22 protein-coding genes are annotated in these 24,938 nt (G+C 32.2%); 19 read left to right on the top strand and 3 right to left on the bottom strand.

Annotated features, from left to right (window positions below):
- Positions 1–3: 3 nt before the first annotated feature.
- Positions 4–768, bottom strand: a complete 765-nt coding sequence (locus tag ACN0WI_RS06940; protein ID WP_417885931.1) for an alpha/beta fold hydrolase — start codon at positions 766–768, stop codon at positions 4–6.
- A gap of 290 nt (positions 769–1,058) precedes the next feature.
- On the opposite strand from ACN0WI_RS06940, the gene mraZ reads away from it, so the two are divergent.
- The 17 genes from mraZ (at position 1,059) to ACN0WI_RS06855 (ending at position 19,595) form a co-directional block, all read left to right on the top strand.
- Positions 1,059–1,526: a division/cell wall cluster transcriptional repressor MraZ gene (mraZ, locus tag ACN0WI_RS06935; RefSeq protein WP_417885930.1), complete on the top strand. Its 468-nt coding sequence runs from the start codon at positions 1,059–1,061 to the stop codon at positions 1,524–1,526.
- The gene (gene rsmH, locus ACN0WI_RS06930) at positions 1,513–2,409 is read left to right on the top strand and encodes a 16S rRNA (cytosine(1402)-N(4))-methyltransferase RsmH (RefSeq protein WP_417885929.1); all 897 of its coding nucleotides are present in this window, start codon (positions 1,513–1,515) and stop codon (positions 2,407–2,409) included. The genes mraZ and rsmH overlap by 14 nt, the downstream gene beginning before the upstream one ends.
- 13 nt (positions 2,410–2,422) lie before the next feature.
- Positions 2,423–2,740, top strand: a complete 318-nt coding sequence (locus ACN0WI_RS06925) for an FtsL-like putative cell division protein (RefSeq protein WP_417885928.1) — start codon at positions 2,423–2,425, stop codon at positions 2,738–2,740.
- 8 nt (positions 2,741–2,748) lie between these two features.
- Positions 2,749–4,740: a penicillin-binding protein gene (locus ACN0WI_RS06920; RefSeq protein ID WP_417885927.1), complete on the top strand. Its 1,992-nt coding sequence runs from the start codon at positions 2,749–2,751 to the stop codon at positions 4,738–4,740.
- Complete coding sequence (locus ACN0WI_RS06915; RefSeq protein ID WP_417886061.1) at positions 4,740–6,206, top strand: UDP-N-acetylmuramoyl-L-alanyl-D-glutamate--2,6-diaminopimelate ligase; 1,467 nt, start codon at positions 4,740–4,742, stop codon at positions 6,204–6,206. The genes ACN0WI_RS06920 and ACN0WI_RS06915 overlap by 1 nt, the downstream gene beginning before the upstream one ends.
- 22 nt (positions 6,207–6,228) lie before the next feature.
- The gene (gene mraY / locus ACN0WI_RS06910; protein WP_417885926.1) at positions 6,229–7,461 is read left to right on the top strand and encodes a phospho-N-acetylmuramoyl-pentapeptide-transferase; all 1,233 of its coding nucleotides are present in this window, start codon (positions 6,229–6,231) and stop codon (positions 7,459–7,461) included.
- Positions 7,462–8,802, top strand: coding sequence for a UDP-N-acetylmuramoyl-L-alanine--D-glutamate ligase (gene murD / locus ACN0WI_RS06905; RefSeq protein WP_417886060.1), 1,341 nt, complete (start codon positions 7,462–7,464; stop codon positions 8,800–8,802).
- Between the two features lie 23 nt (positions 8,803–8,825).
- Positions 8,826–10,034: an FtsW/RodA/SpoVE family cell cycle protein gene (locus ACN0WI_RS06900; protein ID WP_417885925.1), complete on the top strand. Its 1,209-nt coding sequence runs from the start codon at positions 8,826–8,828 to the stop codon at positions 10,032–10,034.
- Complete coding sequence (gene murG / locus ACN0WI_RS06895) at positions 10,031–11,134, top strand: undecaprenyldiphospho-muramoylpentapeptide beta-N-acetylglucosaminyltransferase (protein ID WP_417885924.1); 1,104 nt, start codon at positions 10,031–10,033, stop codon at positions 11,132–11,134. The genes ACN0WI_RS06900 and murG overlap by 4 nt, the downstream gene beginning before the upstream one ends.
- A complete protein-coding gene (gene murC, locus ACN0WI_RS06890; RefSeq protein WP_417885923.1) occupies positions 11,134–12,483 on the top strand; it encodes a UDP-N-acetylmuramate--L-alanine ligase in 1,350 nt (449 codons plus the stop codon). The genes murG and murC overlap by 1 nt, the downstream gene beginning before the upstream one ends.
- Complete coding sequence (locus ACN0WI_RS06885) at positions 12,473–13,177, top strand: cell division protein FtsQ/DivIB (protein WP_417885922.1); 705 nt, start codon at positions 12,473–12,475, stop codon at positions 13,175–13,177. The genes murC and ACN0WI_RS06885 overlap by 11 nt, the downstream gene beginning before the upstream one ends.
- A 3-nt stretch (positions 13,178–13,180) precedes the next feature.
- Entirely contained in the window at positions 13,181–14,569 is a 1,389-nt protein-coding gene (gene ftsA / locus ACN0WI_RS06880) for a cell division protein FtsA (RefSeq protein WP_417885921.1), read from the top strand.
- A 31-nt stretch (positions 14,570–14,600) separates the two neighbouring features.
- The gene (gene ftsZ, locus ACN0WI_RS06875) at positions 14,601–16,625 is read left to right on the top strand and encodes a cell division protein FtsZ (RefSeq protein ID WP_417885920.1); all 2,025 of its coding nucleotides are present in this window, start codon (positions 14,601–14,603) and stop codon (positions 16,623–16,625) included.
- A gap of 176 nt (positions 16,626–16,801) precedes the next feature.
- The gene (locus ACN0WI_RS06870) at positions 16,802–17,467 is read left to right on the top strand and encodes an FAD-binding oxidoreductase (protein ID WP_417885919.1); all 666 of its coding nucleotides are present in this window, start codon (positions 16,802–16,804) and stop codon (positions 17,465–17,467) included.
- Between the two features lie 65 nt (positions 17,468–17,532).
- Entirely contained in the window at positions 17,533–17,853 is a 321-nt protein-coding gene (locus ACN0WI_RS06865; RefSeq protein WP_417885918.1) for a hypothetical protein, read from the top strand.
- 60 nt (positions 17,854–17,913) lie between these two features.
- Positions 17,914–18,603, top strand: a complete 690-nt coding sequence (locus ACN0WI_RS06860; protein ID WP_417885917.1) for a hypothetical protein — start codon at positions 17,914–17,916, stop codon at positions 18,601–18,603.
- Positions 18,604–19,103: 500 nt separating this feature from the next.
- On the top strand, positions 19,104–19,595 hold the full coding sequence (locus ACN0WI_RS06855; protein ID WP_417885916.1) for a hypothetical protein: 492 nt from the start codon (positions 19,104–19,106) through the stop codon (positions 19,593–19,595).
- 83 nt (positions 19,596–19,678) lie between these two features.
- On the opposite strand, the gene ACN0WI_RS06850 is transcribed toward ACN0WI_RS06855, so the two are convergent.
- Together ACN0WI_RS06850 and ACN0WI_RS06845 are read right to left on the bottom strand one after the other, a co-directional pair.
- A complete protein-coding gene (locus ACN0WI_RS06850) occupies positions 19,679–20,008 on the bottom strand; it encodes a hypothetical protein (protein WP_417885915.1) in 330 nt (109 codons plus the stop codon).
- Positions 20,009–20,205: 197 nt separating this feature from the next.
- The gene (locus ACN0WI_RS06845; RefSeq protein ID WP_417885914.1) at positions 20,206–20,886 is read right to left on the bottom strand and encodes a M15 family metallopeptidase; all 681 of its coding nucleotides are present in this window, start codon (positions 20,884–20,886) and stop codon (positions 20,206–20,208) included.
- Positions 20,887–20,948: 62 nt separating this feature from the next.
- Between ACN0WI_RS06845 and ACN0WI_RS06840 the strand changes: the two genes are divergently transcribed.
- Together ACN0WI_RS06840 and ACN0WI_RS06835 are read left to right on the top strand one after the other, a co-directional pair.
- On the top strand, positions 20,949–21,734 hold the full coding sequence (locus ACN0WI_RS06840; protein ID WP_417885913.1) for a LexA family transcriptional regulator: 786 nt from the start codon (positions 20,949–20,951) through the stop codon (positions 21,732–21,734).
- A gap of 258 nt (positions 21,735–21,992) precedes the next feature.
- Entirely contained in the window at positions 21,993–24,761 is a 2,769-nt protein-coding gene (locus ACN0WI_RS06835) for a triple tyrosine motif-containing protein (RefSeq protein ID WP_417885912.1), read from the top strand.
- Positions 24,762–24,938: the final 177 nt, after the last annotated feature.

Below are 24,938 nucleotides of genomic sequence, written 5' to 3'. Positions count from 1 at the left end.
AATTTAAAAGTTTCTTTTAACTAACCAGTCGTTTAACAACTTATTGAATAAATCTGGGTGTTCCATCATAGCAGCATGGCCACATTTATCAATCCAGTACAAATTAGAATCTGGCAATAACTCGTTAAAATCTTCAGCAACTTCTGGAGGAGTTACATTATCGTTTTTACCCCAAATAATGCAGGTTGGTGTTGTCATTTTTGGTAAATCTTTCGCCATATTGTGGCGAATAGCACTTTTAGCAATAGCTAATGTTTTTATTAGTTTATTACGATCGCTTACGGTTTTGTAAACATCGTCAACAATTTCTTTAGTAGCTACAGCCGGATCGTAAAAAACGTTTTGCGCTTTTTTCTTTATAAATTCGTAGTCACCTCTTCTAGGGTAACTTTCTCCCATTGCATTTTCATATAAACCAGAGCTTCCCGTTATTACTAAACCCTTTACAAGTTCAGGATATAATTTCGTAGCCAATAAAGCAATATGGCCACCTAACGAGTTCCCTAATAAAATAACTTCTTTATAGCCTTTATGGTCTATAAATTCTTTAATGTATTTGGCAAAAGTTCCTACACTAGTTTTTAGTAAGGACATCGAATATAACGGAAGTTCGGGAAGTACTACTTTATAACCTTTCTGCGGGAAAAAATCTATAACACCATCAAAGTTGCTAAGTCCCCCCATTAGTCCGTGTAAAATAACTATTGGAGTACCTTCTCCTAACTCTAGATATGTAAATTTTCCCTCTTTCCTTAAACTATTTTTCATTGATACCCTTTGCGGTTTGCAATCGCAAATATAGCGAATTCATTACAAGTATAATCATTTTTAAACAATAGCAAAACCTATTGTTTAATTCTATTTCAGGAGTTAAGAGAATTTATAAACTGAAAATTTAACAAAACTTTGATATTCAAAACAATCCTTTGAAACCGAATAGAATAGGTCTATCTGAAACACTTTCAGGCGAATACAGTTAAAAAACTTATTAACAATGTGGTATAAAGTGGTATAAAGTGGTAATATTTTCAATATATTTGATTTTATAAAGAAAATTGGTGGTAAATCTTATAGGAACATATGAGTGTAAAGTTGATGCAAAAGGCCGGCTAAAGGTGCCTTCAGCATTAAAAAAACAACTTGTACCGATGTTTCAAGAAGGTTTTGTTTTGAAACGATCCGTTTTTCAGCCTTGTTTAGAACTTTATCCTATGGAAGAATGGGAAAAACTTATGAGAAAGTTGAATGGTTTAAATCGCTTCAAAAAAAAGAATAACGATTTTATTCGCCGATTTACAGCTGGTGTAAAGACAGTTGAATTAGATGGAAATGGACGCTTATTAATTCCAAAAGATTTAGTGGCTTTTGCGGGTATTCAGAAAGAAATTGTACTCTCATCAGCTATTAATATTATTGAAATTTGGGATAAGGATCAATACGAAGCAGCGATAGAAGCTAGCAGCGATGATTTTGCTGATTTAGCAGAAGAAGTAATGGGAAACGATGATTTTGATGGAATATCATAAACCAGTATTATTAAAGGAATCTGTAGAAGGTTTAGATATTAAACCCGATGGTGTGTATGTAGATGTAACCTTTGGAGGAGGTGGGCATTCAAAAGAAATTCTTTCACAGCTAGGAACTGATGGAAAGCTATATGCCTTCGATCAAGATAAGGATGCTTTAAATAATAGTATAGATGATGCTCGTTTTACTTTAATAAATGAGAATTTTAGACACTTAAAGCGATATTTAAGGTTTTACGGTGTAAAAAAAGTAGACGGTATTTTAGGAGATTTTGGTGTTTCATCTCACCAGTTTAATGAAGCAGAAAGAGGATTTTCTACTCGATTTAATGCCAAATTAGATATGCGAATGAATCAAAATAGTTCGCTTAGTGCTTACGAGGTAATAAATGAGTATGATGAAGCACAACTTCGAAATATATTTTATGCTTACGGAGATTTAAAAAATGCGCCAAAGTTGGCAAGAATTATTGTTACTGAACGTAAAAATAATCCGATAACACATAGTGAGACTTTAAATAATCTGTTAAAGCCTAATTTGTTTAAAGGAAAAGAAAATAAAGTTTTAGCTCAAATTTATCAGGCTATAAGAATAGAAGTAAATCAAGAAATAGAAGTATTAAAAGATTTTTTGCTCCAAACAGAAGACCTATTAAAACCAGCAGGACGACTAAGTCTAATCTCTTACCACTCATTAGAAGACCGGCTTGTTAAAAGATATATTAGAAGCGGACTATTTCAAGGTGAACCAGAAAAAGATTTCTACGGAAATATAACGGTGCCTTTTAAAAAAGTAGGAAAACTAATCACACCTTCACCAACAGAAATAAAAGAAAACAACCGAGCAAGAAGTGCAAAACTGAGGATAGCAGAAAAAAAATAAAAACCGCAGGAAGATGAAGGAAGGGGTTTATAATCTTTTAAGAGCGAATTTTTTAATTAACAAAGACGCTGTTAAAAACTGGCGATTTATAGTATTCTGTACAATTTTAGCAATTGTGATGATCGCTAGTTCTCATAGCGCAGAACGAAAAGTACATAAAATTGCCGATATGCATGAAGAGGTTTTAGAATTACGTAGTGAGTTTTTAGAAGGACGTTCTAACTTAATGAAAATAAAAATGGAGTCGACTATTATAAATGAAATGAAATCTATAGGAGTAGCACCATCTAATAACCCTCCACATAAAATAAAAGTAAAAGTTAGCGAATAATAGTTTATATGGCAACTTCAGAGAAAGGCATATTAAATAGATTATATTTTGTAGCGGGATGCATGTTCATCTTCGCTATTGCTGTTGCTGTGAAGTTAGTTGATATCCAGTTTGTACAAGGACAACATTATAAAGCACTTTCCGAAAAAAGGGTTTATAAAAACTTTACTATTGCTGCCAACCGAGGAAATTTGTACGATACTAACGGAAGTTTATTGGCAGCCTCTGTTCCTAAATATGATATTAGGTTTGATGCAGTAACTGTATCAGATGAGGTTTTTGAAAAAAATGTATTAGCACTTTCCAAAAAGTTATCAGGAATGTTTGGGCGTTCTGCCTCCTATTATGTACATAAGCTTAGAACAGCCAGAGCTCACAACCAACGGTATTTATTAATTCAAAGAGGACTTGGCTATTCTGAATATATGAAGGTTAAAAGCTTTCCTATATTTAATTTAGGTGCTTATAAAGGAGGTTTGATTGTAGAACAGCATACCGTTCGTGAGCATCCATTAGGTAAAATTGCGGAACGTACTGTAGGTTACGAACGAGAAGACGACCATGGTTACTTTACGAGAGTAGGTTTAGAGGGAGCTTTCGGACCTTATTTAAGAGGAACTAATGGGCATCGACTAAAACAAAAAATAGCTAAAGGCCAATGGAAACCTATTAGCGATAATAATGAAGTAGAACCTAGAGACGGATACGATGTAATCTCAACAATAGATGTTAATATCCAAGACATAGCACATCATGCACTGTTGAAGCAACTTGAAGATTTTGAAGCTGAGCATGGAACTGTAATTGTTATGGAAACTAAAACAGGAGAAATTAAAGCGGTTTCTAATCTAGGTAGAACGAAAGATGGAACTTATTACGAAAAAAGAAATTATGCAATTTATGAAGCTCACGAGCCAGGCTCAACTTTTAAGTTGATGGCTATGGTAGCAGCTCTAGAAGATGGTGTAGTAGATACTAGCCAGATTATAGATACTAAAAACGGAGTAGTACGTTTTTATGGTAGAGCAGTTCGCGATTCTCATCATGGTGGTTTTGGGAAAATTTCTGCAGCAAGGGCTTTCGAAGTAAGTTCGAATACTGCTTTCACACAAATGATAACTAACGGATATAAAAACCATCCTGAAAAATTTGTAAACAGATTAAAATCTATGGGAGTAGGAAAGCGAATCGGTTTAGATATAAAAGGAGAAGGAACTCCAAAAATTCCGGATCCTAAAGATAAATCTTGGAACGGTTTAAGCTTACCTTGGATGGCTTTTGGTTATGGAGTGTCAATTACACCTTTACAAACTTTAACCTTTTACAACGCTATTGCCAATAATGGAGAAATGGTAAAACCACGCTTTATAAAAGAAGTAAAAGAGTGGGATAAAACGGTAATAAAAATGAACCGCGAAGTTATGAATCCATCAATTTGTTCGCCCGAAACAGCAAAAAAAGTACGGACCATGATGGAAAATGTTGTAAAACGCGGTACAGCAACAAATATTTATACACCTAACTTTTCGATGGCAGGTAAAACAGGGACTTGCCAAACAGAATATTGGATAGAACCAGGGAGATATATTGCTTCTTTTGCTGGATATTTTCCGGCAGACAATCCTAAATATTCTTGTATAGTAGTTATTCATAAGCCCAATAGAAGGAAAGGATATTATGGAAATATTGTAGCGGGTCCGGTTTTTAAAAAAATTGCTCAAAAAATTTATACAGATACACCTGTTCTCGATGAGCTTTCTTCTTTAACAATTCAAGATAAAAAGGTTAGTGAGGATTTTCAGGAATATTACAGCAAAGCCAAAAAAGAAACTATGCTAATGCCAAATGTAAAAGGGATGCCAGCTATGGATGCTATTTCTCTTTTAGAAAATTTGGGCTTACAAGTGAAGATTGATGGAGATGGAGTAGTAAAATATCAGTCGGTTAGTGCTGGTAAGAAAATAAAAAATAATCAAAAAGTAAATTTGAAATTAAGTTGATAAAAACACTTAAAGATATATTGTATAAGGTACATATGGATGCGGTAGTCGGAACCACATCTATAGCTGTTAATAGCTTACAGTTTGATTCTAGAAATGTAACATTAAAAGATGTTTTTGTTGCAATTTCAGGAACAATCTCTGACGGGCATAATTATGTAGAAACTGCTATTAATAAAGGTGCTTTAGTAATTGTTTGTGAGCAGCTCCCTGAAAATATAATAAATGGTATTACCTACGTACAAGTTTCTAACTCTAAAGAAGCTTTAGCTTATATGGCAGCCAATTTTTATGGTAATCCTTCTGATAAATTAAAATTAGTAGGAGTTACAGGGACAAATGGTAAAACTACAATTGCTACTTTATTATACGATTTATTTACAAAAGCAGGTTTTAACGTAGGATTATTATCTACAGTAAAAGTAATGGTGGGTGATAAATTTTACGATACAGTACGCACTACACCAGATTCGGTCACTATAAATAAGTATTTGGCTGAAATGAATACAGAAGGAGTTGAATACTGTTTCATGGAAGTAAGTTCTCATGGTATCGATCAGCATCGAACTACAGGTTTAGAATTTGCAGGAGGTATATTTACTAATTTAAGTCATGATCATCTCGATTATCATTCCAGTTTTGCAGAATATCGAGATGTAAAAAAGCGATTTTTTGACGAATTGCCGGCATCTGCTTTTGCACTAACTAATGTAGATGATAAAAATGGAGAAGTAATGCTTCAAAATACCAAAGCGAAGCAATTTACTTATGGATTGAAGAACTATGCAGATTATAAAGCTCAAGTTCTCGAAAATCAATTTACAGGACTATTGCTTAAAATAAACGGTCAAGAGGTTTGGTCACGTTTAATAGGTAGTTTTAATGCTTATAATATTTTAGCCATTTATGCAGCGGCAGAATTATTAGGCTTAGAAACTCTTGAAAATTTAAGGCTTATTAGTGAACTTAATTCTGTAAATGGACGTTTTCAGTATTTTATTTCTTCACAAGATAAAATAACAGCTATTGTTGATTATGCACATACGCCTGATGCTTTGAAAAATGTATTAGCAACAATTAATACAATACGGACTAACACAGAAAATTTAATAACTATTGTTGGTTGTGGAGGCGATAGGGATCGAACTAAACGTCCTAAAATGGGAAATATAGCGTCTAGTTTAAGTTCAAAAGTGATATTTACAAGCGATAATCCAAGAACGGAAAATCCAGAAGTTATCATAAAAGAAATAGAAAAAGGTGTGCAACCTCAAAATTCTAATAAAGTAATTTCAATAACTAGTCGTTTACAAGCCATAAAAATGGCTTGTCAAATGTCTAAAAAGAATGATATTATTTTAATCGCAGGGAAAGGGCATGAAACTTATCAGGAAATAAATGGAGAACGTTCCGATTTTGATGATTATAAAATTGTGAGCGAATATTTAAAAGAACTTAACCGATAATTAGAAAAGGCAAAAAAAGGATATGCTATATTATTTATTTCGTTATCTAGAAGAGCACTACCAAATGCCGGGAGCGCAACTGTTTGAGTATATCTCATTCCGTTCAGCTACATCTATTCTATTATCCTTGCTTATATCTACCATTTACGGGAAAAGAATTATTACGTATTTACAGCGTAAGCAAATTGGAGAAAGTGTACGAGAATTAGGTTTACAAGGGCAAAGTGAAAAAGCAGGAACTCCAACTATGGGAGGCCTTATTATAATTGTGGCTACTTTAATTCCGGTGCTGTTATTATCAAAATTAGAAAATATTTATGTGATTTTATTGATAGTAACCACTATATGGATGGGTGCTATCGGTTTTATAGATGATTATATAAAAACGTTTAAAAAAGATAAAGAAGGCTTACCTGGTAAATTTAAAATAATTGGACAGGTTGGTTTAGGATTAATTATAGGTTGTACTATGTATTTTCATGAAGGCATTACCATTAAAGAAGATTTAAAATTACATAATTTAGAAAATATTGTAAATGGAAAGAATGATCTTCCGGAAATGGGGCCTGAAGAAAAAAGTACTACCACAACTATTCCGTTTGTGAAAAATAATGAATTTGACTATTCAAGTTTAATTTCTTGGATAGATCCGGGATTGGCTAAATATGCTTGGGTCATTTTTATTCCCGTAGCTATTTTTATAGTAACGGCGGTTTCTAATGGCGCTAATTTAACCGACGGTATAGATGGTCTTGCTGCCGGTACTTCGGCAATTATAGCACTAACACTCGGTATTTTTGCTTGGGTTTCGGGAAACATTATATTTTCAAATTATCTGAATATTATGTACATCCCAAACTCTGGAGAGATGACGGTCTATATATCAGCTTTTGCAGGAGCCTTAGTTGGATTTTTATGGTATAATACATATCCTGCTCAAATTTTTATGGGCGATACTGGAAGTTTAACAATAGGAGGAATTATTGGTGTGTTAGCTTTGGCAACTAGAAAAGAGTTATTAATTCCGTTGTTGTGTGGTATATTTTTAATAGAAAATCTATCGGTTGTATTACAAGTAGGCTGGTTTAAATATACCAAGAAGAAATCTGGGCAGGGACAACGTATTTTTTTAATGGCACCTTTACATCACCATTATCAGAAAAAAGGGCATCATGAAAGTAAAATAGTAGTTCGTTTTTGGATAGTTGGTATTTTTTTAGCCATTTTAACAATAGTTACTTTAAAACTTCGATAAATTTTGAAGATTACAACTATAGCAATATTAGGAGGAGGAGAAAGCGGAGTGGGAACCGCTATTTTGGCTAAGAAAAAAGGCTATAAAATATGGCTTTCTGATAAAGGAGAAATAAAAGAAAAATATAAAAAAGTTCTTACAAATATTGATATAAACTGGGAGGAAAATAAGCATACTAATTCCGAGATTTTTAAAGCAGATGTAGTTGTTAAAAGTCCTGGAATTCCCGATTCTGTAAGTGTAGTAAAAGCACTTCAAGACAAAGGAATTCCGGTTATTTCTGAAATTGAATTTGCAAGTCGGTATACCGATGCTTTGTTAATTGGAATAACAGGTAGTAATGGGAAAACAACTACTACAGAATTAGTATTCCATATTTTAAAACAAGCTGGGTTATCGGTAAATATGGCTGGAAATATTGGCGATAGTTTTGCAAAACAAGTAGCCGAAACAAATCCGGATATTTTTGTGTTGGAATTAAGCAGTTTTCAGTTAGACGGGATCGTAGAATTTAAGCCGCATATTGCGATTTTGACTAACATTTCTCCCGACCATTTAGATCGATACAATTATAAATTACAGAATTATATCGAAGCTAAATTTAGAATTGTAATGAACCAAGATGTATCAGATTATTTTATTTATGATGCAGATGATGAACATATTAAAGCATGGCTAAGTTGTAACAGTATAAAACCGCAATTAATAGGTTTCTCTGTGCAAAAAAAATTAGAAAAAGGAGCTTGGCTTGAAGAGGATAAGATTGAGATGAATATAAATGAAGCATTTACTATGGTGACATCAGCTATGAAGATAAAAGGTAAACATAATACTAAAAATGCAATGGCAGCAGCTACAGTAGCTAAGTTACTAAATCTCAGAAAGGATAGTATTCGAGAGAGTTTAGAAAGCTTTCAAGGAGTAGAGCATCGCTTAGAAAAAGTGTTGAAAATTAATAATGTTCAATATATAAATGATTCTAAAGCAACAAATGTAAATGCAACATATTATGCTTTAGAAAGCATGGAAGGAGAAACAATTTGGATTGTAGGTGGTGTAGATAAAGGAAATGAGTATGAAGAGTTATTGGCTTTAGTAAATGAGAAAGTAAAGGCAATAATTTGTTTGGGTATCGATAATACTAAAATTAAAGAAACATTTGGTAATTGTATTGATACAATTGAAGAAACGCAAAGTATGAAAGAAGCGGTAAGCTTAGCATATAAAATAGCAGAAAAAGGAGATGCGGTATTATTATCTCCGGCTTGTGCTAGTTTCGATTTGTTTGAAAATTATGAAGATCGAGGACGTCAGTTTAAAGATGCTGTTCGAAATCTGTAATACGATTAATAATTAAAAATAGAATGAGAAGTATTTTTGCTAACATAAAAGGAGATAAGGTCATTTGGGCTACAGCAGGTCTATTGGCTATATTCTCTTTTTTACCAGTATATAGTGCAAGTAGCAATTTGGCATATTTGTATGGGGACGGAGGTACTTTTAAATATTTAATAGTTCATTTTTTTCATTTGCTATTGGGATTTTGTGTATTGTTTGCATCACATAAAGTTCCTTATCATTATTATCGAGGACTTTCTATTTTAATGTTACCTGTGGTAATTGTCTTACTAATATATACAATGGCTCAGGGTACGGTAATAGATGGGGCAAATGCAAGTAGATGGATTAAAATACCAGTATTGGGGGTTACTTTTCAATCTTCTGTATTTGCATCTGTAGTTTTGATGGTATACGTAGCAAGATATATGTCTAAAATAACAGATAAAACAATAACATTTAAAGAGACTATTTTACCCCTGTGGTTGCCGGTAGGATTAGTGTTAGCTTTAATTCTACCAGCAAACTTCTCTACTGCAGCAATAATATTTGCAATGGTATTAATGTTAATGTTTTTAGGTGGATATCCAATAAAATATTTATCAGTATTGGTCGTTGCTGGAATACTGTTTTTTGCAATATTTGTTTTGGCTGCTAAAGCATTTCCGGGCGTTTTCCCAAACAGGGTAGATACTTGGGTTAACCGAGTGGAGAGTTTTGTAGATGAAGATGATACACAATCAGATTATCAAATTGAAAAAGCTAAAATAGCTATTGCTAGTGGAGGCATTGCCGGTGTAGGTATAGGTAAAAGCGTACAACGTAATTTTTTACCACAATCGTCATCTGATTTTATATATGCAATTATTGTAGAAGAAATGGGGCTTGTAGGAGCAATTGCAGTAATGGGAGCATACTTATTGATTCTTTTTCGAATAATAATTGTAGCAACAAAAGCAAATACCATATTCGGTAAATTATTGGTGATGGGAGTAGGGTTACCAATAATATTTCAGGCATTAGTAAATATGGCTGTAGCTGTAGAGTTATTCCCAGTTACTGGGCAAACATTGCCTTTAGTAAGTAGTGGAGGTACTTCTATTTGGATGACATGTTTAGCATTAGGTATTATTCTTAGTGTAAGTGCACGAAGAGAAGAAGAAAAAGAATTAGAAATTAATAAAGGGAACCAAGAGGAAGATAATCCTCTCGATATATTAAGTGAAGCATTATGAGCAAGAACTTAAAAATTATAATATCTGGAGGAGGCACTGGCGGACATATTTATCCGGCAATAGCAATAGCCGATGAGGTAAAGTCACGTTATCCTGATGCAGAAATTCTATTTGTAGGTGCCAAAGACAGAATGGAGATGGAGAAAGTACCACAAGCAGGTTACGATATTAAAGGGCTTTGGATAACAGGTATACAGCGTAAACTAACCCTTAAAAATTTAATATTTCCTTTTAAATTACTAAGTAGTTTGTATAACGCTAAAAAAATAATAAAGGAGTTTAAACCAGATGTAGCAATTGGTACAGGTGGTTTTGCAAGTGGGCCTTTATTACATGTAGCTGCTAATAATGGTGTTCCAACAATGGTACAAGAGCAAAACTCTTATCCAGGAATTACCAATAAAGCATTAGCAAAAAAAGCACATGTAATTTGCGCAGCATACGATGAAGTAAAACGGTTTTTTCCGGAAGATAAAGTTCGTAAGACAGGAAATCCAGTTCGGCAGGATTTATTAAATATTGATGATAAAAGAGAGAAAGCACAAACGTTCTTTCATTTGAACCCTAACAAGCAAACCGTATTGGTTTTAGGAGGAAGCCTGGGAGCTCGTCGAATTAACGAATTAATTGCTGAAAATATTGATAAGTTTCAGCAAAAAGATATTCAAGTAATCTGGCAATGCGGGAAACTATATATAGAAGATTACAAAAAATATCAAAAAGGAGATATACAGGTTCATCAGTTCTTGAATCAGATGGACTTAGCATATGCAGCAGCAGATGTTATTATATCTAGAGCTGGTGCAGGTAGTGTTTCGGAATTAAGTATCGTAGGCAAACCAGTCGTTTTTATTCCCTCTCCAAATGTTGCTGAAGACCATCAAACTAAAAATGCATTAGCAATAAGTAGTAAAAATGCAGCTATAACAATAGCTGAAAACGAATTAGATAAAAAATTCGATTCAACATTTTTTAATTTATTGGGAAATGCTGAAAAACAAAATGAATTGAGTCTAAATATTAAAAAAATAGCCTTGCCTAATGCAACCAGAGCAATTGTAGATGAAATTGATAAATTAATATCAAGAACTAAAAAATAGTGAATATTTTAAAGAACATACAAAATTTTTATTTTATCGGAATTGGCGGTATTGGAATGAGCGCTATTGCGCGCTATTTTAACATGCAAGGCAAAAATGTTGCGGGTTACGATAGAACTTCTTCTAAACTTACAAAAGCTTTAGAAGAAGAGGGGATTAGTGTGATCTTTGAAGATGATTCAGAAAAAATATCGATAGATTTTAAAAATGTTGATACTACTTTAATTGTATATACTCCGGCAGTACCGGTAGATACATTTATTTATCAATATTTTATAGAAAAAGGATTCATTTTAAAGAAAAGAGCTGAGGTTTTAGGTTTAATTAGTGATTCTGTATTTACTATGGCGGTAGCAGGAACTCATGGAAAAACAACAACAACAGCTATTTTAGCACATCTTTTAAAAGAAACTAAAGCACCGGTTACTGCATTTTTGGGTGGAATTAGTGAAGACATACAAAGTAATTTTGTCTCATTAGGTAACGAAGTAATAGTTGCAGAAGCTGATGAGTTTGACCGTTCGTTCTTAAACTTATCTCCAAATATTGGAGCAATTACAAGCATGGATGCCGATCATTTAGATATTTATGGAGTCGATGAACACTTAAAAGCATCATTTCGGTCTTTTGCTAATTTAGTAAGTGAATCACTTTTCGTTAAAAATGGCTTGCCTTTAGAAGGTATAACAATTGGAGTAGAAGATAACGCCGATTTTTCAGCAATAAATTTAAAAATAGAAGATGGAGCTTATCAATTTGATGTAAAAACACCAAAACAAATAATTCCAGGATTTCGTTTACGCTTACCTGGAAGACATAATGTTTTTAATGCAACTACAGCAATAGCAATGGCATTAACCTATGGTATTTCAGCAGATAAATTAGCACAGGCTTTAGATTCATTCAAAGGAGTTAAAAGACGTTTTTCGATACCAATACAAACTAAAAAACGAATTTTAATAGATGATTATGCACATCATCCAAACGAGATTGAAGCGGTGTATAATGCTGTTAAAGAAATGTATCCTGAAAAATCGAATTTGGTAATTTTTCAGCCTCATTTATTTAGCAGAACACGTGATTTTGCAACAGAATTTGCAGATAAATTAAGCTTATTTGATGATGTTTTGTTATTAGATATTTATCCGGCTAGAGAAAAACCTATCGAAGGTGTTTCTTCAGCATGGCTATTAGAAAAAATTAATAATACTAATAAACGTATTGTTAGTAAAGGAGAACTACCTCTTGTAGTTCAGCAGAAAAATGCTAACGTAATTTTAATGCTTGGAGCAGGAGATATTGGGAATGAAGTTGAATTTGTGAAAAACGCATTAGAGGATGAAGTTTAGAGCGAATTACATAAAATTTCCATTAGTATTAATTCTAGTAATTTTTTTATTCGGTTTTGCCGGAAAACGGCATGATGCCCGAAAATTAATAGGAACAAGCGTAGAGTTTACAAATAATGAAAATTTATATATAACCGCTGTCGAGGTTGAAAATCTTTTACCGAAAAAAGAAAATGTAAAAGATGAGTTACTTAATCTTCATAATATCGAAGAGCGATTAGATCAAAATAATATGATTGAAAATGCGGAAGTTTTTGTGAAATTAGATGGAACACTTTCAGCCATCGTTAGTCAACGAAAACCAATAGGAAGAGCAATAGGAAGCACCTCTTTTTACTTAGACAGAAATGGTTTAATCATGCCATTGTCTAAAAATTATTCGGCTAGAGTTCCATTATTAATAGGATTCGATAAAGAGTTAGCTCCAAAAGTTACAGAATTGCTTAATTATATAAAAAACGATAAATTTTTAAATACACATATCACAGAAATAACACATTTAAAAAACAATCGTTATCAATTAAGTTTACGAAAGTTAGATTTTAAGGTGTATTTTGGAGAATTAAAAAATATAAATTTGAAATTCAACAATTTTAAAGCCTTTTATAAAAAAGCTTTAAAAGATAAAAAGTTAGATACCTACAAAAAAGTGAATTTACAATTTGGAAATCAAGTTGTTTGCACTAAAAAATAAGTTATGGAGCAAAAAGAAATTGCAGTAGGATTAGACATAGGTACTACCAAGATTGTTGCCATGATAGGCAAACGTAATGAATATGGAAAGGTAGAGATAATAGGCGTTGGCAGGTCCAAAAGCTTAGGTGTTCATCGTGGAGTAGTTAATAATATAACCCAAACTATCCAGTCGATACAACAAGCCATCCAGGAAGCTGAAACCGATTCTGGTTTTCAAATAAAAAATGTAGTGGTAGGTATTGCCGGTCAACATATTCGAAGCTTACAACATAGCGATTATATAACAAGAGCTAATCCTGAAGAGGTAATAGATTCTGAAGATATATATCAATTATGCAATCAGGTTCATAAATTAGTAATGCTTCCCGGAGAAGAAATTATCCATGTCCTTCCACAAGAATTTAAAGTAGATGGGCAAGCAGAAATAAAAGAACCTATCGGGATGTATGGAGGCCGTTTAGAAGCCAATTTTCATGTAGTTGTAGGTCAGGTTTCTTCTATACGTAATATTGGTCGTTGTGTAAAAAGTGCCGGACTAGATTTGTCAGCGATAACACTAGAACCGCTAGCATCTGCTAATGCAGTATTAAGTCAAGAAGAAAAAGAAGCCGGTGTGGCACTTATAGATATAGGTGGTGGTACTACAGATTTGGCAATATTTAAAGATGGTATTATTAGGCATACTGCGGTAATTCCTTTTGGTGGAAATGTTATTACTGAAGATATTAAAGAAGGATGTTCCATAATTGAGAAGCAAGCAGAATTGCTTAAAATAAAGTTTGGTTCAGCTTGGCCGGGAGAAAACAAAGATAACGAGATTGTATCCATTCCAGGATTAAGAGGGAGAGAGCCTAAAGAAATTACGTTAAAAAATTTATCTAAAATAATACATGCACGAGTTGTTGAAATTATCGAGCAGGTGTATTTAGAAATAAAAAATTACGGACACGAAGAACAAAAGAAGAAATTAATTGGAGGTTTAGTTCTTACAGGGGGAGGAGCAAAACTAAAACATTTAAAACAACTAGTAGAATATATTACAGGTATGGATACTCGAATAGGCTTTCCTAACGAACATTTAGCCGGAAGTAATGATGAAGAAACTACTAGTCCCATTTTTGCGACAGCCGTAGGTTTAGTAATGAATAGTCTTGATAATACGAAGCGAGAATCTCAGGAAGAAGTAGTGCTTTCAGATCAAAAATCTGCAGAAAAAAAGCCAGAAGAACAATTTCAAGAAAAATTTGTAGATGAAGAACCTGAAGAAATTTCTGAAGAAGAACAAACCGAACCGGAACCTAACTTAGAACAATCTGAAGACCATAAGCGAAAAAGTATATTTGATCGCTGGGCAGAAAAATTCAAAGATTTTTTAGATAACGCAGAATAAGAAAAATAAGTAGCACAATAAAAAAGAGTTTATGAGTAATACAGAATTCGATAATATATCGTTCGACTTACCCAAGAACCAATCTAATGTAATCAAGGTGATTGGGGTAGGTGGAGGCGGTAGCAACGCAATTAATCACATGTACCAGTTAGGTATCAAGGGGGTTGATTTTGTGATTTGCAATACCGACGCGCAAGCATTAGATAATAGCACGGTTCCTAACAAAATTCAATTAGGTGTAAGTCTAACAGAAGGATTGGGAGCAGGAGCTAATCCACAAATTGGAGAACAAGCAGCAGTAGAAAGTTTTGATGAAATTAAAAACATGCTTGATGTAAATACCAAAATGGTATTTATAACTGCTGGAATGGGGGGTGGTACTGGTACAGGGGCAGCACCGGTTATTGCCAAACAGGCTAAAGAAATGGATATACTTACCGTGGGTATTGTAACCATTCCTTTCCAGTTTGAAGGTAGAATGCGAAATGAACAAGCACAAATAGGTGTAGAGAAATTAAGAAGTCAAGTAGATTCACTTATTGTTATTAATAACAATAAACTTCGAGAAGTATATGGCAACCTTGGTTTTAAAGCAGGATTCTCTAAAGCAGATGAAGTTTTAGCAACAGCTTCTAGAGGTATTGCAGAGGTAATTACTCACCATTACACTCAGAATATTGACCTTCGAGATGCTAAAACAGTATTAAGTAATAGTGGTACAGCTATTATGGGATCGGCAAGTGCAGCTGGAGCAAATAGAGCTCAGGATGCAATTGTTAAGGCATTAGATTCACCTTTATTAAACGATAATAAAATTACCGGAGCTAAAAATGTACTGTTATTAATTGTTTCTGGTTCTGAAGAAATTACTATTGATGAAATAGGAGAAATTAACGATCATATTCAAGCTGAAGCTGGACACAGCGCCAATATTATTATGGGTGTGGGTGAAGATGAAGGGCTTGATGGTGCAATTTCTGTAACCATTATTGCAACAGGTTTTAATACTGAGCAACAAGACGAAATAACCAATACAGAAACAAAAAAAATAATACATACGTTAGAAGACGAACAAAAGGCAGAGCACGATTTCAGTAATAAAAGAAATACTGGAACAGTAACTGAATTGCCGTTTGCTAACGATAGAAAAGATCAAGAACCTAAAAAAGAAGAAAAAGTAGTTCATACTTTAGATTTTGGAAGTGAGCCTACTGAAAATGTAGCTCCAAAACCAAAACCAATTTCTGAAAGTGATTTAAAAGATCGTAATTTGTATACGCCGCCTTCGGCTTACAATATGGATGTTTTTTATGATACTGTAGATCCTAATGATTTTGTAATTCATGATACTAATGAAGATCCAGAGCCGCAAAATCCAACAGGTAAGGATGAAAATGAAGACGTAATGTTTACGTTCGATTTTCCTATTAAAGATGAAGAATCTCACCCTCAAAGCGGAACAGACTCACCACAGAATAATGAGCCATTTCGTTCAGAGAATCGTAATCCAGAAACGGTTGTAAAGCGTCATTCTTTAGAAGATGAAGAATCAAGCCAAGATGTAACAAAAATGGAGGTTAATCAACCGGTAGAGATTGTGCCGGGGGAAGATCGTGCTACTGAAGGAAAAGTTAAGCGATATAGTTTGGACGATTATATGGAAGTAGAAAAGCGATTAGAGAATTCTAAGCCGCAATCCAAACCGAAAGAATTTCCTGATGAGAATATTACTTTTGAAAAGAAAACAGTACGGCCAGCTCCGGAAAAGGAAAATGAAACAGATGAAAATCCGTTTAATAACCCAATTCCAGAACATGTGGTTGAACGTGCTGCAGAGCGAAGAGCGAAAATGAAAGAATTTAATTATAAATTTAGAAGTAGCGCTTCGCAAATAGAAGAAATTGAAAAGCAACCGGCTTACAAAAGAGCAGGTATTCAACTTGAAGAAAATTCAGAAAAAGAGCAATCAATTTCTAGAACAAGTTTAAACGAAGACGATAATAACGAAATAAATTTCAGAAAAAATAATTCTTTTCTACACGATAATGTAGATTAACTTTTTATAATGTGCTACAAAAAGGAGACCACATAGGTCTCCTTTTTTTGTTTAATATAATTGCCTTAGTAAAACCGAAAAGCTTTCAAATAAGCGCTAAAATTTAGTTAATAGCATAATAAACAACGTTAAGCCTTAGTCTGTTTTCTCCATAATTGGCTACATTAAAAATAAAAATGGAAAATATAGTAGCAATTAAGAGTATTGAACAGGTTACCCCGGATGTAAAACGTTTTGTTGTAGAAAAACCTGACGGGTATACATTTAAACCAGGCCAAGCTTCTCACATCTCTATAGCTAAGGAAGGTTGGAAAGATGAAGATAGGCCATTTACTTTTACTTCATTACCCGATTGGACGGATTTAGAATTTACAATTAAAATTTATCGCGATCATGACGGGGTTACCGAACAACTCTCAAAATTAAAGGCCGGAGATACTTTAATACTTCGCGAGGCAGGCGGAGCTATTCAATATAAAGGTGACGGATATTTTATTGCTGGAGGAGCTGGTGTAACTCCATTTATTTCTATTTTTAGACAACTAAAAAAAGAAGGTAAATTAGATAACAATCATCTTATATTTTCAAATAAAACCGATAAAGATATTATTCTTAAAAATGAATTTGATAACATGCAGGGGTTAAATACTACCTATGTAGTAACCGATCAGGACGATACGCAACATACTAAGGCTTATTTAGATAAAGACTTTCTAAAATCGAAAATAACCGATTTCAATAAACATTTTTATGTTTGCGGACCACCTAATATGACAGATGAAATTGTTGAAATTTTAGAAAATTTAGGTGCGGAAACCGATTCGGTAGTCTTGGATAATTAACATGATGGTATAAAATTTTTAGACCGGAATCGTTATATTTAATTAATAACGAATTCCGGTTTTTTATGCGCTATATTTTTCTGATTTCCTTTGTACTAACAAATTTTGTTACGTGGAGCCAACATACCCTAACAGCTATAATTGCAGATGCAAATAATCATCAACCCTTAGAGTTCGTTGATGTGTTTAATACAAAAAAATATACCGCTACCAATGGCGACGGAAGATTTGAATTTACCACGCTGAAAGATTCTGTTTCATTTCATAGATTAGGATATCAAAAAATATCCTATAAAATTTCAGATTTTCAATTAGATACATTGTTTTTAACTGCTTCTGTAGAGAATTTAGCCACAGTCCGGTTAGCCGATAAAACGCTTTATTAACAAATAACCGATCGATTGCCCCAAAACTGTCCAACCACTCCTTATAATTCTAACTTTTTTTTGCGGGGAATAATTAAAAGAAACGATAGTATTACAAAACTTGTCGATTTAAGTGGAAGAATTCGTCGAAAATCACTTTTTGGAGATCTTGAAACGAATACTCGTCCAAAGAAAAATTATAAAGTTAATATACAGCATGTTCGGAAAGCTGAAATTCGAAAACAAGATTTAGAATTCATACTATTTGATTTGGAAGAAGTTTTTAATTTTTTATCGCGAGTAATCGCTAAAAGTGATTCCACTGAAACTGAAATTCTAAATATTGATGATACTCGGCAAAAGTTACGCTTTGTCCCTTCAGAAAATGAAGAAAATATCGCTTATTATATTGTAAATAAAAAGGATAAAGCAATCGAAGAATTGTATTTAAAATTAACCAATATGGATTCAACTTTTATTGAAAATAGAGATGCCTATTCTAAAACCAATCTATTTACTTTTCATAGTTTTTTTAGCAAGAAGAAGGATAAATATGTACTTTCAAAAGGAATTATTCAATTTGATCAGGACGTTATCTATCAACAAGACACTTCCAATTATAAGGGTCGATATTATCTGTTAGAAAATGAACAGTTTAATCCCGATAAAATTCGCCATAATGTATCGGCTAACAAAGATATTTTCAAAATTAGAAAGCGATATAAAGAAGAATTTTTGGAATTTCCAAAACCAATTATTGCTTACCGATGAGATGAAACAATTTATTGAACAAGTAAAAAATAAAGATAGCAAGTTTCGTGTACTTTCTAATTTTTAGAATTTAGGAAAATTCGTTTTTGTGAAGGCTTATTTTTTGAATCGCAAATTCAAAGAGTAAGCCTTAATTTTTTTACCACTATTTTCTTATCAATTCCTCTGTTTATTACCTATATCTCTATTGAATATTTCTATCAATAATCGATGAAATGCAATATATTTTTTACGATTAAAACGCTAAAATTTACGTTTAAAAGCATTTAAAAGTGCTTTTTAGCGACTTTTTTATGCTTTTTATAGAAAAATTGAAAGAATATTCTTTCAATTTTTTTCGACAAAGTGCATACATCTTAGTTTTTTGTAGGTTAAATACTACAAAAATGGGTTAAAGTGTATTAAAAATGTATTTTGTCGAAAAAATATGTTTTTTGAAGCTTTATTTATGTTAAATTTAACAAGAGTAAACTGATATAAATAAATTCAAAAAATAAGTTATGAAGTCAAAAATATTTTTAGGAATTGTTGGAGCCTTTTTAGCTATTGGATGTAGTCAAGAAAGACCTGGAGATGGGACATTTAATCTAGATGTAGCAGTAGAGGTTAGTGTTGAAAATAGTAAAGGACAGGATTTATTAAATCCGAAGACGGAAAATGCATTAAATGCCGAAGATATTAAACTGTATTATGTAGAGAATGGTAAGGCTTACGAAGCTGATGAAGAAATGGATGATGATGGGCAGCCTAAAAAAAATATAATTGTATTCCAAAGAGGGGATAAATATAGAGTTCGCATATTACAAAATCATTCTTCTGAAGATGAAACACCATTAACGCTTATACAATGGAATCAAAAAGAAATAGATACCATTAAAAGTGAATTCTTAAAAGGAGACAGATATATCATTCAGGATAAAATTTATTATAACAATAAATTAAGTTGGACAAGTAATGATAGCTTCGAGCCTTATTTTAAAGTTGTAAAATAGAATCATTACATAATAAAGATATACAAAATAAAAAAGCTCGGTTTTTACCGGGCTTTTTTATTTATATTCTCGAAGTTAACCTATTAACTAGCTTTTTGTAAATTCAAAATGTTTTTTTGAGAATGGCGGTAGTAAACAGTATCTGCCATCTCAGGTTTTAATAATACATGTTTAGCTTTACTTGGTTTCTTATTATCTCGGTATATGATTTTAATTTTATAATTAATCATACGTTCTTCGCAATAAAATTCTCCAGTCACCCGGTCAAAACCTCCATCGGTAGTACAGCAAATACTGTAAATTTCGTAATCTAAAAGTTTATCTAAAATTTGAAGATCTAATTTGCTTAAATCAAAATGATCTTTTATTCTTTGCAACTTTTTTTCCGTCTTTAAAGATTTGATTGATTTCATGATGTGCTAGATTTGTATTAGGTTATTTACAAAAATAAGTTATTTAAGCATTAAATCAATATGTAATTTCTTAAAAAAATAGTTAATTACTGTTTATTTTCTATTAATAGTGTTAAAATGAAATATCTAAAATGTTCTATATATAAATATATTTTAAATAGGAATACTATAAAATGATAACCTAGATTCTGCACAAGTTATTGCACTTTAAAGTCGAAATAGGTATCTGGAAAAGGTTCGTTACGTAATGTATAATGCCACCATTCTTTATAATAGGGCCTAAAACCATATTTTATCATTACAGATTTCAAAAGTTTCCGGTTTGATATTTGCTCTTTTGTCAATTCAGGATAATTATGATGAGAAATAGCTCCAAAAAAGTCAAATGAGCCACCCATATCTACTTCTTCAAGAGTATTGGCATTTACTAAAGTTAGATCGAACGTACTGCCGCGAGAATGTCCGCTTTTAGTAGCTATAAAACCCAAATTAAATAAATTGCGCTTCTTTTTTTGAGGATAAAATTCTTGTTTTTTTAGCGTGTCACCTGGTTTTCTAGACCATTCTATAAAACTGGTTACTGCTTGTTGCGGCCGGTATGCATCAAAAATTTTAAGGCAGAACCCTTTTTCTTCTAATTCATTTTGAATTTTTTGTAATGCTTCAGCTGCTTGGCGAGTAGTAATAACAATTTCTTCTTCATATCCAGGAACCGGTTTTCCGGTAAAGTTATTAGTGCTAGCATATCGTAATTCAGTTACAATATCAGGAATGTAATTTTTAAGATATACAAAGCCATCCGGTAATTGAGCCTGTAGTGTTGATAGGTTGATAAAAAATATGAAAATGATTAAAAACTTACGATATATTTTATACATTTAATTTGGATTTTTTCCGTGAAATATGCATTTTGCATGGATATATTCCTAAAAATAAAATTATGGCAGCGCCGTCTATCGAAATTAAACATTTTAAAGAAGTAAGGGAAGAAAATAACCTTACACAGGCAGAATTTGCGAAAATTTTAGGAATAAAAAACTCTACTGCGGATATCGAAAGGGGGCGAACTAAATTATCTGGTAAGATAGTTGCTGAATTGCTAAGCCAGTTTAATATAAATCCACTATGGGTTTTTGGTGAAAGTGGGCAAAAGTATTTAAAAGTTGGCCATGCTGATGTAATGCCAAAAGTAATTACCTTAAATCCGGAAGAAGATTCTGAAAATATTTTGATGGTAAACCAGAAAGCTGCTGCGGGATATCCTCACAATGTTCAGGATGTAGAATGGTATAATCAATTACCGGGCTTTAATTTACCACTACCAGAATTTAGAAATGCTAGTTACAGAGGTTTTCAGGTTGAAGGAGATAGTATGTTACCAAATTACAGCCCCGGAGACTGGGTTATGGCAAAAGGGATTGGTAGTATGCAAGATGTTACTAATAACAGAGTTTATGTGGTTGTTATGTACGACTCGGTTTTAATCAAAAAAGTTCAAAAACTACCTGATCCTTCAAAAATATTATTACTTTCTTTTAATGAAGAATATCTCCCGATAGAAGTTAAAGTAACCGATATTCAAGAGTTGTGGCAAGTAAATAGTAAGCTAACCTTCAATTTAGATAATCCTTCACAAAGTGGACTTTTTCAGCAATTACAACAATCTATGGAAGAGCTTAAAGAAGAATTACAAGCCTTTAAGGCGCATCGTAAAGAGAATTCTTAATTATTTATAAATCCATAATGCATAAAATCATGGTATTAAAGAAGCTCTAATTGCTTAGATTTTGGTTGACAAATTCATTAAAACAACATGTGTATATAAGTGATAGTTTGTTGTTAATTATCAACTTATATTGGATATAGTTGAATTTCATTCGAGTTTCTATCTTATAATCAAAAAAATTAGGTTAATTATCTATACTAATTTGATTGACTGTAAATTAGTATTTATTTGATATATTTATGAAAATAACAATTGCAAATGCGTTGGATTTTTCTATTTTTTGTTCTTTATTCCCTTTCCTTATCTTCACAGGAGCTTCCTCCAATAACTAATTTTGATGCTGAAACCTACCATGCAGGTCATCAAAATTGGATGATAGATCAAGATAAAAATCAGCAACTATATGTAGCTAATAATTCTGGCTTGCTTACTTATAATGGTGAGCAATGGAGACTTTACGAAATGCCCGATGCCAATGCAATGCGATCTGTAAAGGTAATTGATAGTTTAATTTTTACGGGTTCTTATATGGACTTCGGGTTTTGGAATAATGATTCAGATGGCACACTTAAATACACTTCTTTAAAGGCAGAATTGAATACTGAAATTCTAGATGGAGAGCAATTTTGGCATATAGAAGAGTTAGACGATTATATTATTTTTCAGAGTTTGCATCGACTTTTTAGTTATCATAAAAAAACAGGTGATGTTATTACAATTCCTGCTGAAAATACGATATCTAATTTATTTAAAGTTGCCCATAAGCTTTATTTTCAAGTAGCTGAAAAAGGATTGTTTTCAATTGAAAATAATCAAATTAATCAAGAAATTTCAAAGCAACAGATTGGAACAAAATCCATCGTTTATATATTCAGAAATAAAAATAGAGATATTGCCGTTACCCGGGATAATGGTTTGTTTGATATTACGGATAAACAGTGGAAATCTATTTCGGTAAATGGTTATCCGCTTACTACTAGCTTTTTTACTGCAACACTTGCACAAACAGATAAATTAGTTTTGGGGAGTATAGGCGAGGGATTATATTTTCTTGACCTTTCTTCAGGAGAAATTCAGCATATACTTCAGCCAGATATATTAAATAATACAGTATTAGATATTTATGAAGACCAAGATGAAAATATTTGGTGTGGTCTAGATCATGGCGTTAGTTTAGTTGAAATAGCTAGTCCATTTTCGATTTTTAAAGATTTTATGGGTGAAATTGGCACAGTATATTGCAGTGCCGATTATGATAATAATTTATATCTAGGTACCAATCAGGGGCTTTATAAAGTTGATAAGAATAATAAAGATTTTGAACTTGTTGAAGGAACAAGCGGACAGGTATGGAGCTTACATAAATTTGGCGATAAATTATTTATTGGACACGATCGGGGAACTTTTAGATTGAAAGGTAATCAATTAAAACAAATTTTTAATGGTTCCGGTACTTGGCAATTAAAGGCGTATCAAAATGGTTTTTTACAAGGGCATTATAATAGTATTAGCTATTTTAACGATAAAGAGTCTTCAGCTGTTAATGTTTTAGAAGGATTTGAACTTTCTTCTAGAAATATGGTTGTAGATAGTATAAAAAATGAAATTTGGGTGGGGCATGATCATAAAGGAATATTTAAAATTAGTTTAGACCCAAAAAGTTTGAATATAATTGATGTCAAAAATTTTAAAGTAGACTATAAAAACAAATCTAGGCTTAGCGTTTTTAAATTTCAAAATGAAATTTATTATGCAACAGAGGCAGCTATATATAAGTTTTTACCAGAACAGAAATCTTTTTCTAGTAAAAATAAATTAAATCTACTTTTTGGTGATTCCCGATCGGGTATTCCGACTGTAACTCCAGATGGCACATTTTGGTCATTTTCAGGCGATAAATTAGTGTTTACATCTTATGACATGTTTCAGAAAAAAATTAATTTAAAATTTATTCCTTTTCCAGCTGAATTAAGAAGTATTCCTAATGGTTTTGAGAATGTTTCAAAAATCAGAGATAATCAATATTTAATCGGAAGTAATCAGGGGTATACAACGATAAAATTGCCTGTTAAAACTAAAAAACAGCGTGTTGTAACTATAAATAGGGTTGAAATAGCAAAGAAGGAAAAAGAGTTTGCATCAATACCTTTGAAAGGTGCAGAATTTTTAGAATTTAAAAACGATTATAATTTTATCAATTTTTACTTTAGTATACCGGTTTATAGTAAATTGAAGGCAATTAAGTATAGTTATAGGCTTAAAGGTTTTTCAAATGAGTGGTCTCCATTTTTTACTTCCAACAAAACATCTTTTGAAAATTTGCCATTTGGAGAATATGAATTTCAAGTAAAGGCACGCAATTATAATAATGATATATCTAAAGCAAGTTTTTCTTTTAGTATAGAAAGACCTTGGTATTTATCAAATTTGGCTTTTATTTTTTATTTTTTATTACTGACATGCATATTAATTTTGACCAATCATTTTTATTCTATTTATTATAAAAAGCATCAGAATAAATTGTTGAGAGAGGAACAGAAAAAAGCTGAAATTCAACAATTAGAATCTCAGCAAGAGATTATTACTCTGAAAAATCAAAGGTTAGAGCAAGATATGTCTGCTAAAAATAGAGAATTAGCTGCTTCTACTATGAGTATTATTAAAAAGAATGAGATGCTTATAGCAATTAAAAATGAACTTTCTACAGTATCTAAATTATCAGATATAAAAAAGGTATTAACAACAATAAACAATAATATCAACCAAGAAGATAATTGGAATCTTTTCAAGGAAGCTTTTGATAATGCTGATAAAAATTTTCTACAAGCAGTAAAAGCCAAACATCCTAACCTAACATCTAATGATCTAAAGCTTTGTGCGTATTTAAGACTCAATTTATCCTCTAAAGAAATAGCACCACTTTTAAACATATCGGTTAGGAGTGTTGAAATAAAACGATATCGTTTGCGTAAAAAGATGGATTTGACACATGGAGAAGGGTTGGTAGAATACATCTTAGAATTTTAATTCCTTTACAAGTGTAGAATTTGCCTCAACATAACCTCAACATTCTTGTATTCTCTTGATTTTCTATGATTTAATTTTATGTTTAAGAATCTATTTAAAAGGCCATTTTCACAGAGTTTTTTTAATGAATTCTCAATTTTTTCAACATTTTTATGTCTTGTATACTTTTTGTAAGGG

The sequence above is a fragment of the Zunongwangia sp. genome (genome assembly GCF_048269745.1).
Classification (GTDB): Bacteria; Bacteroidota; Bacteroidia; order Flavobacteriales; family Flavobacteriaceae; genus Zunongwangia.
This window is presented reverse-complemented; position numbering and strand designations above follow the sequence as displayed.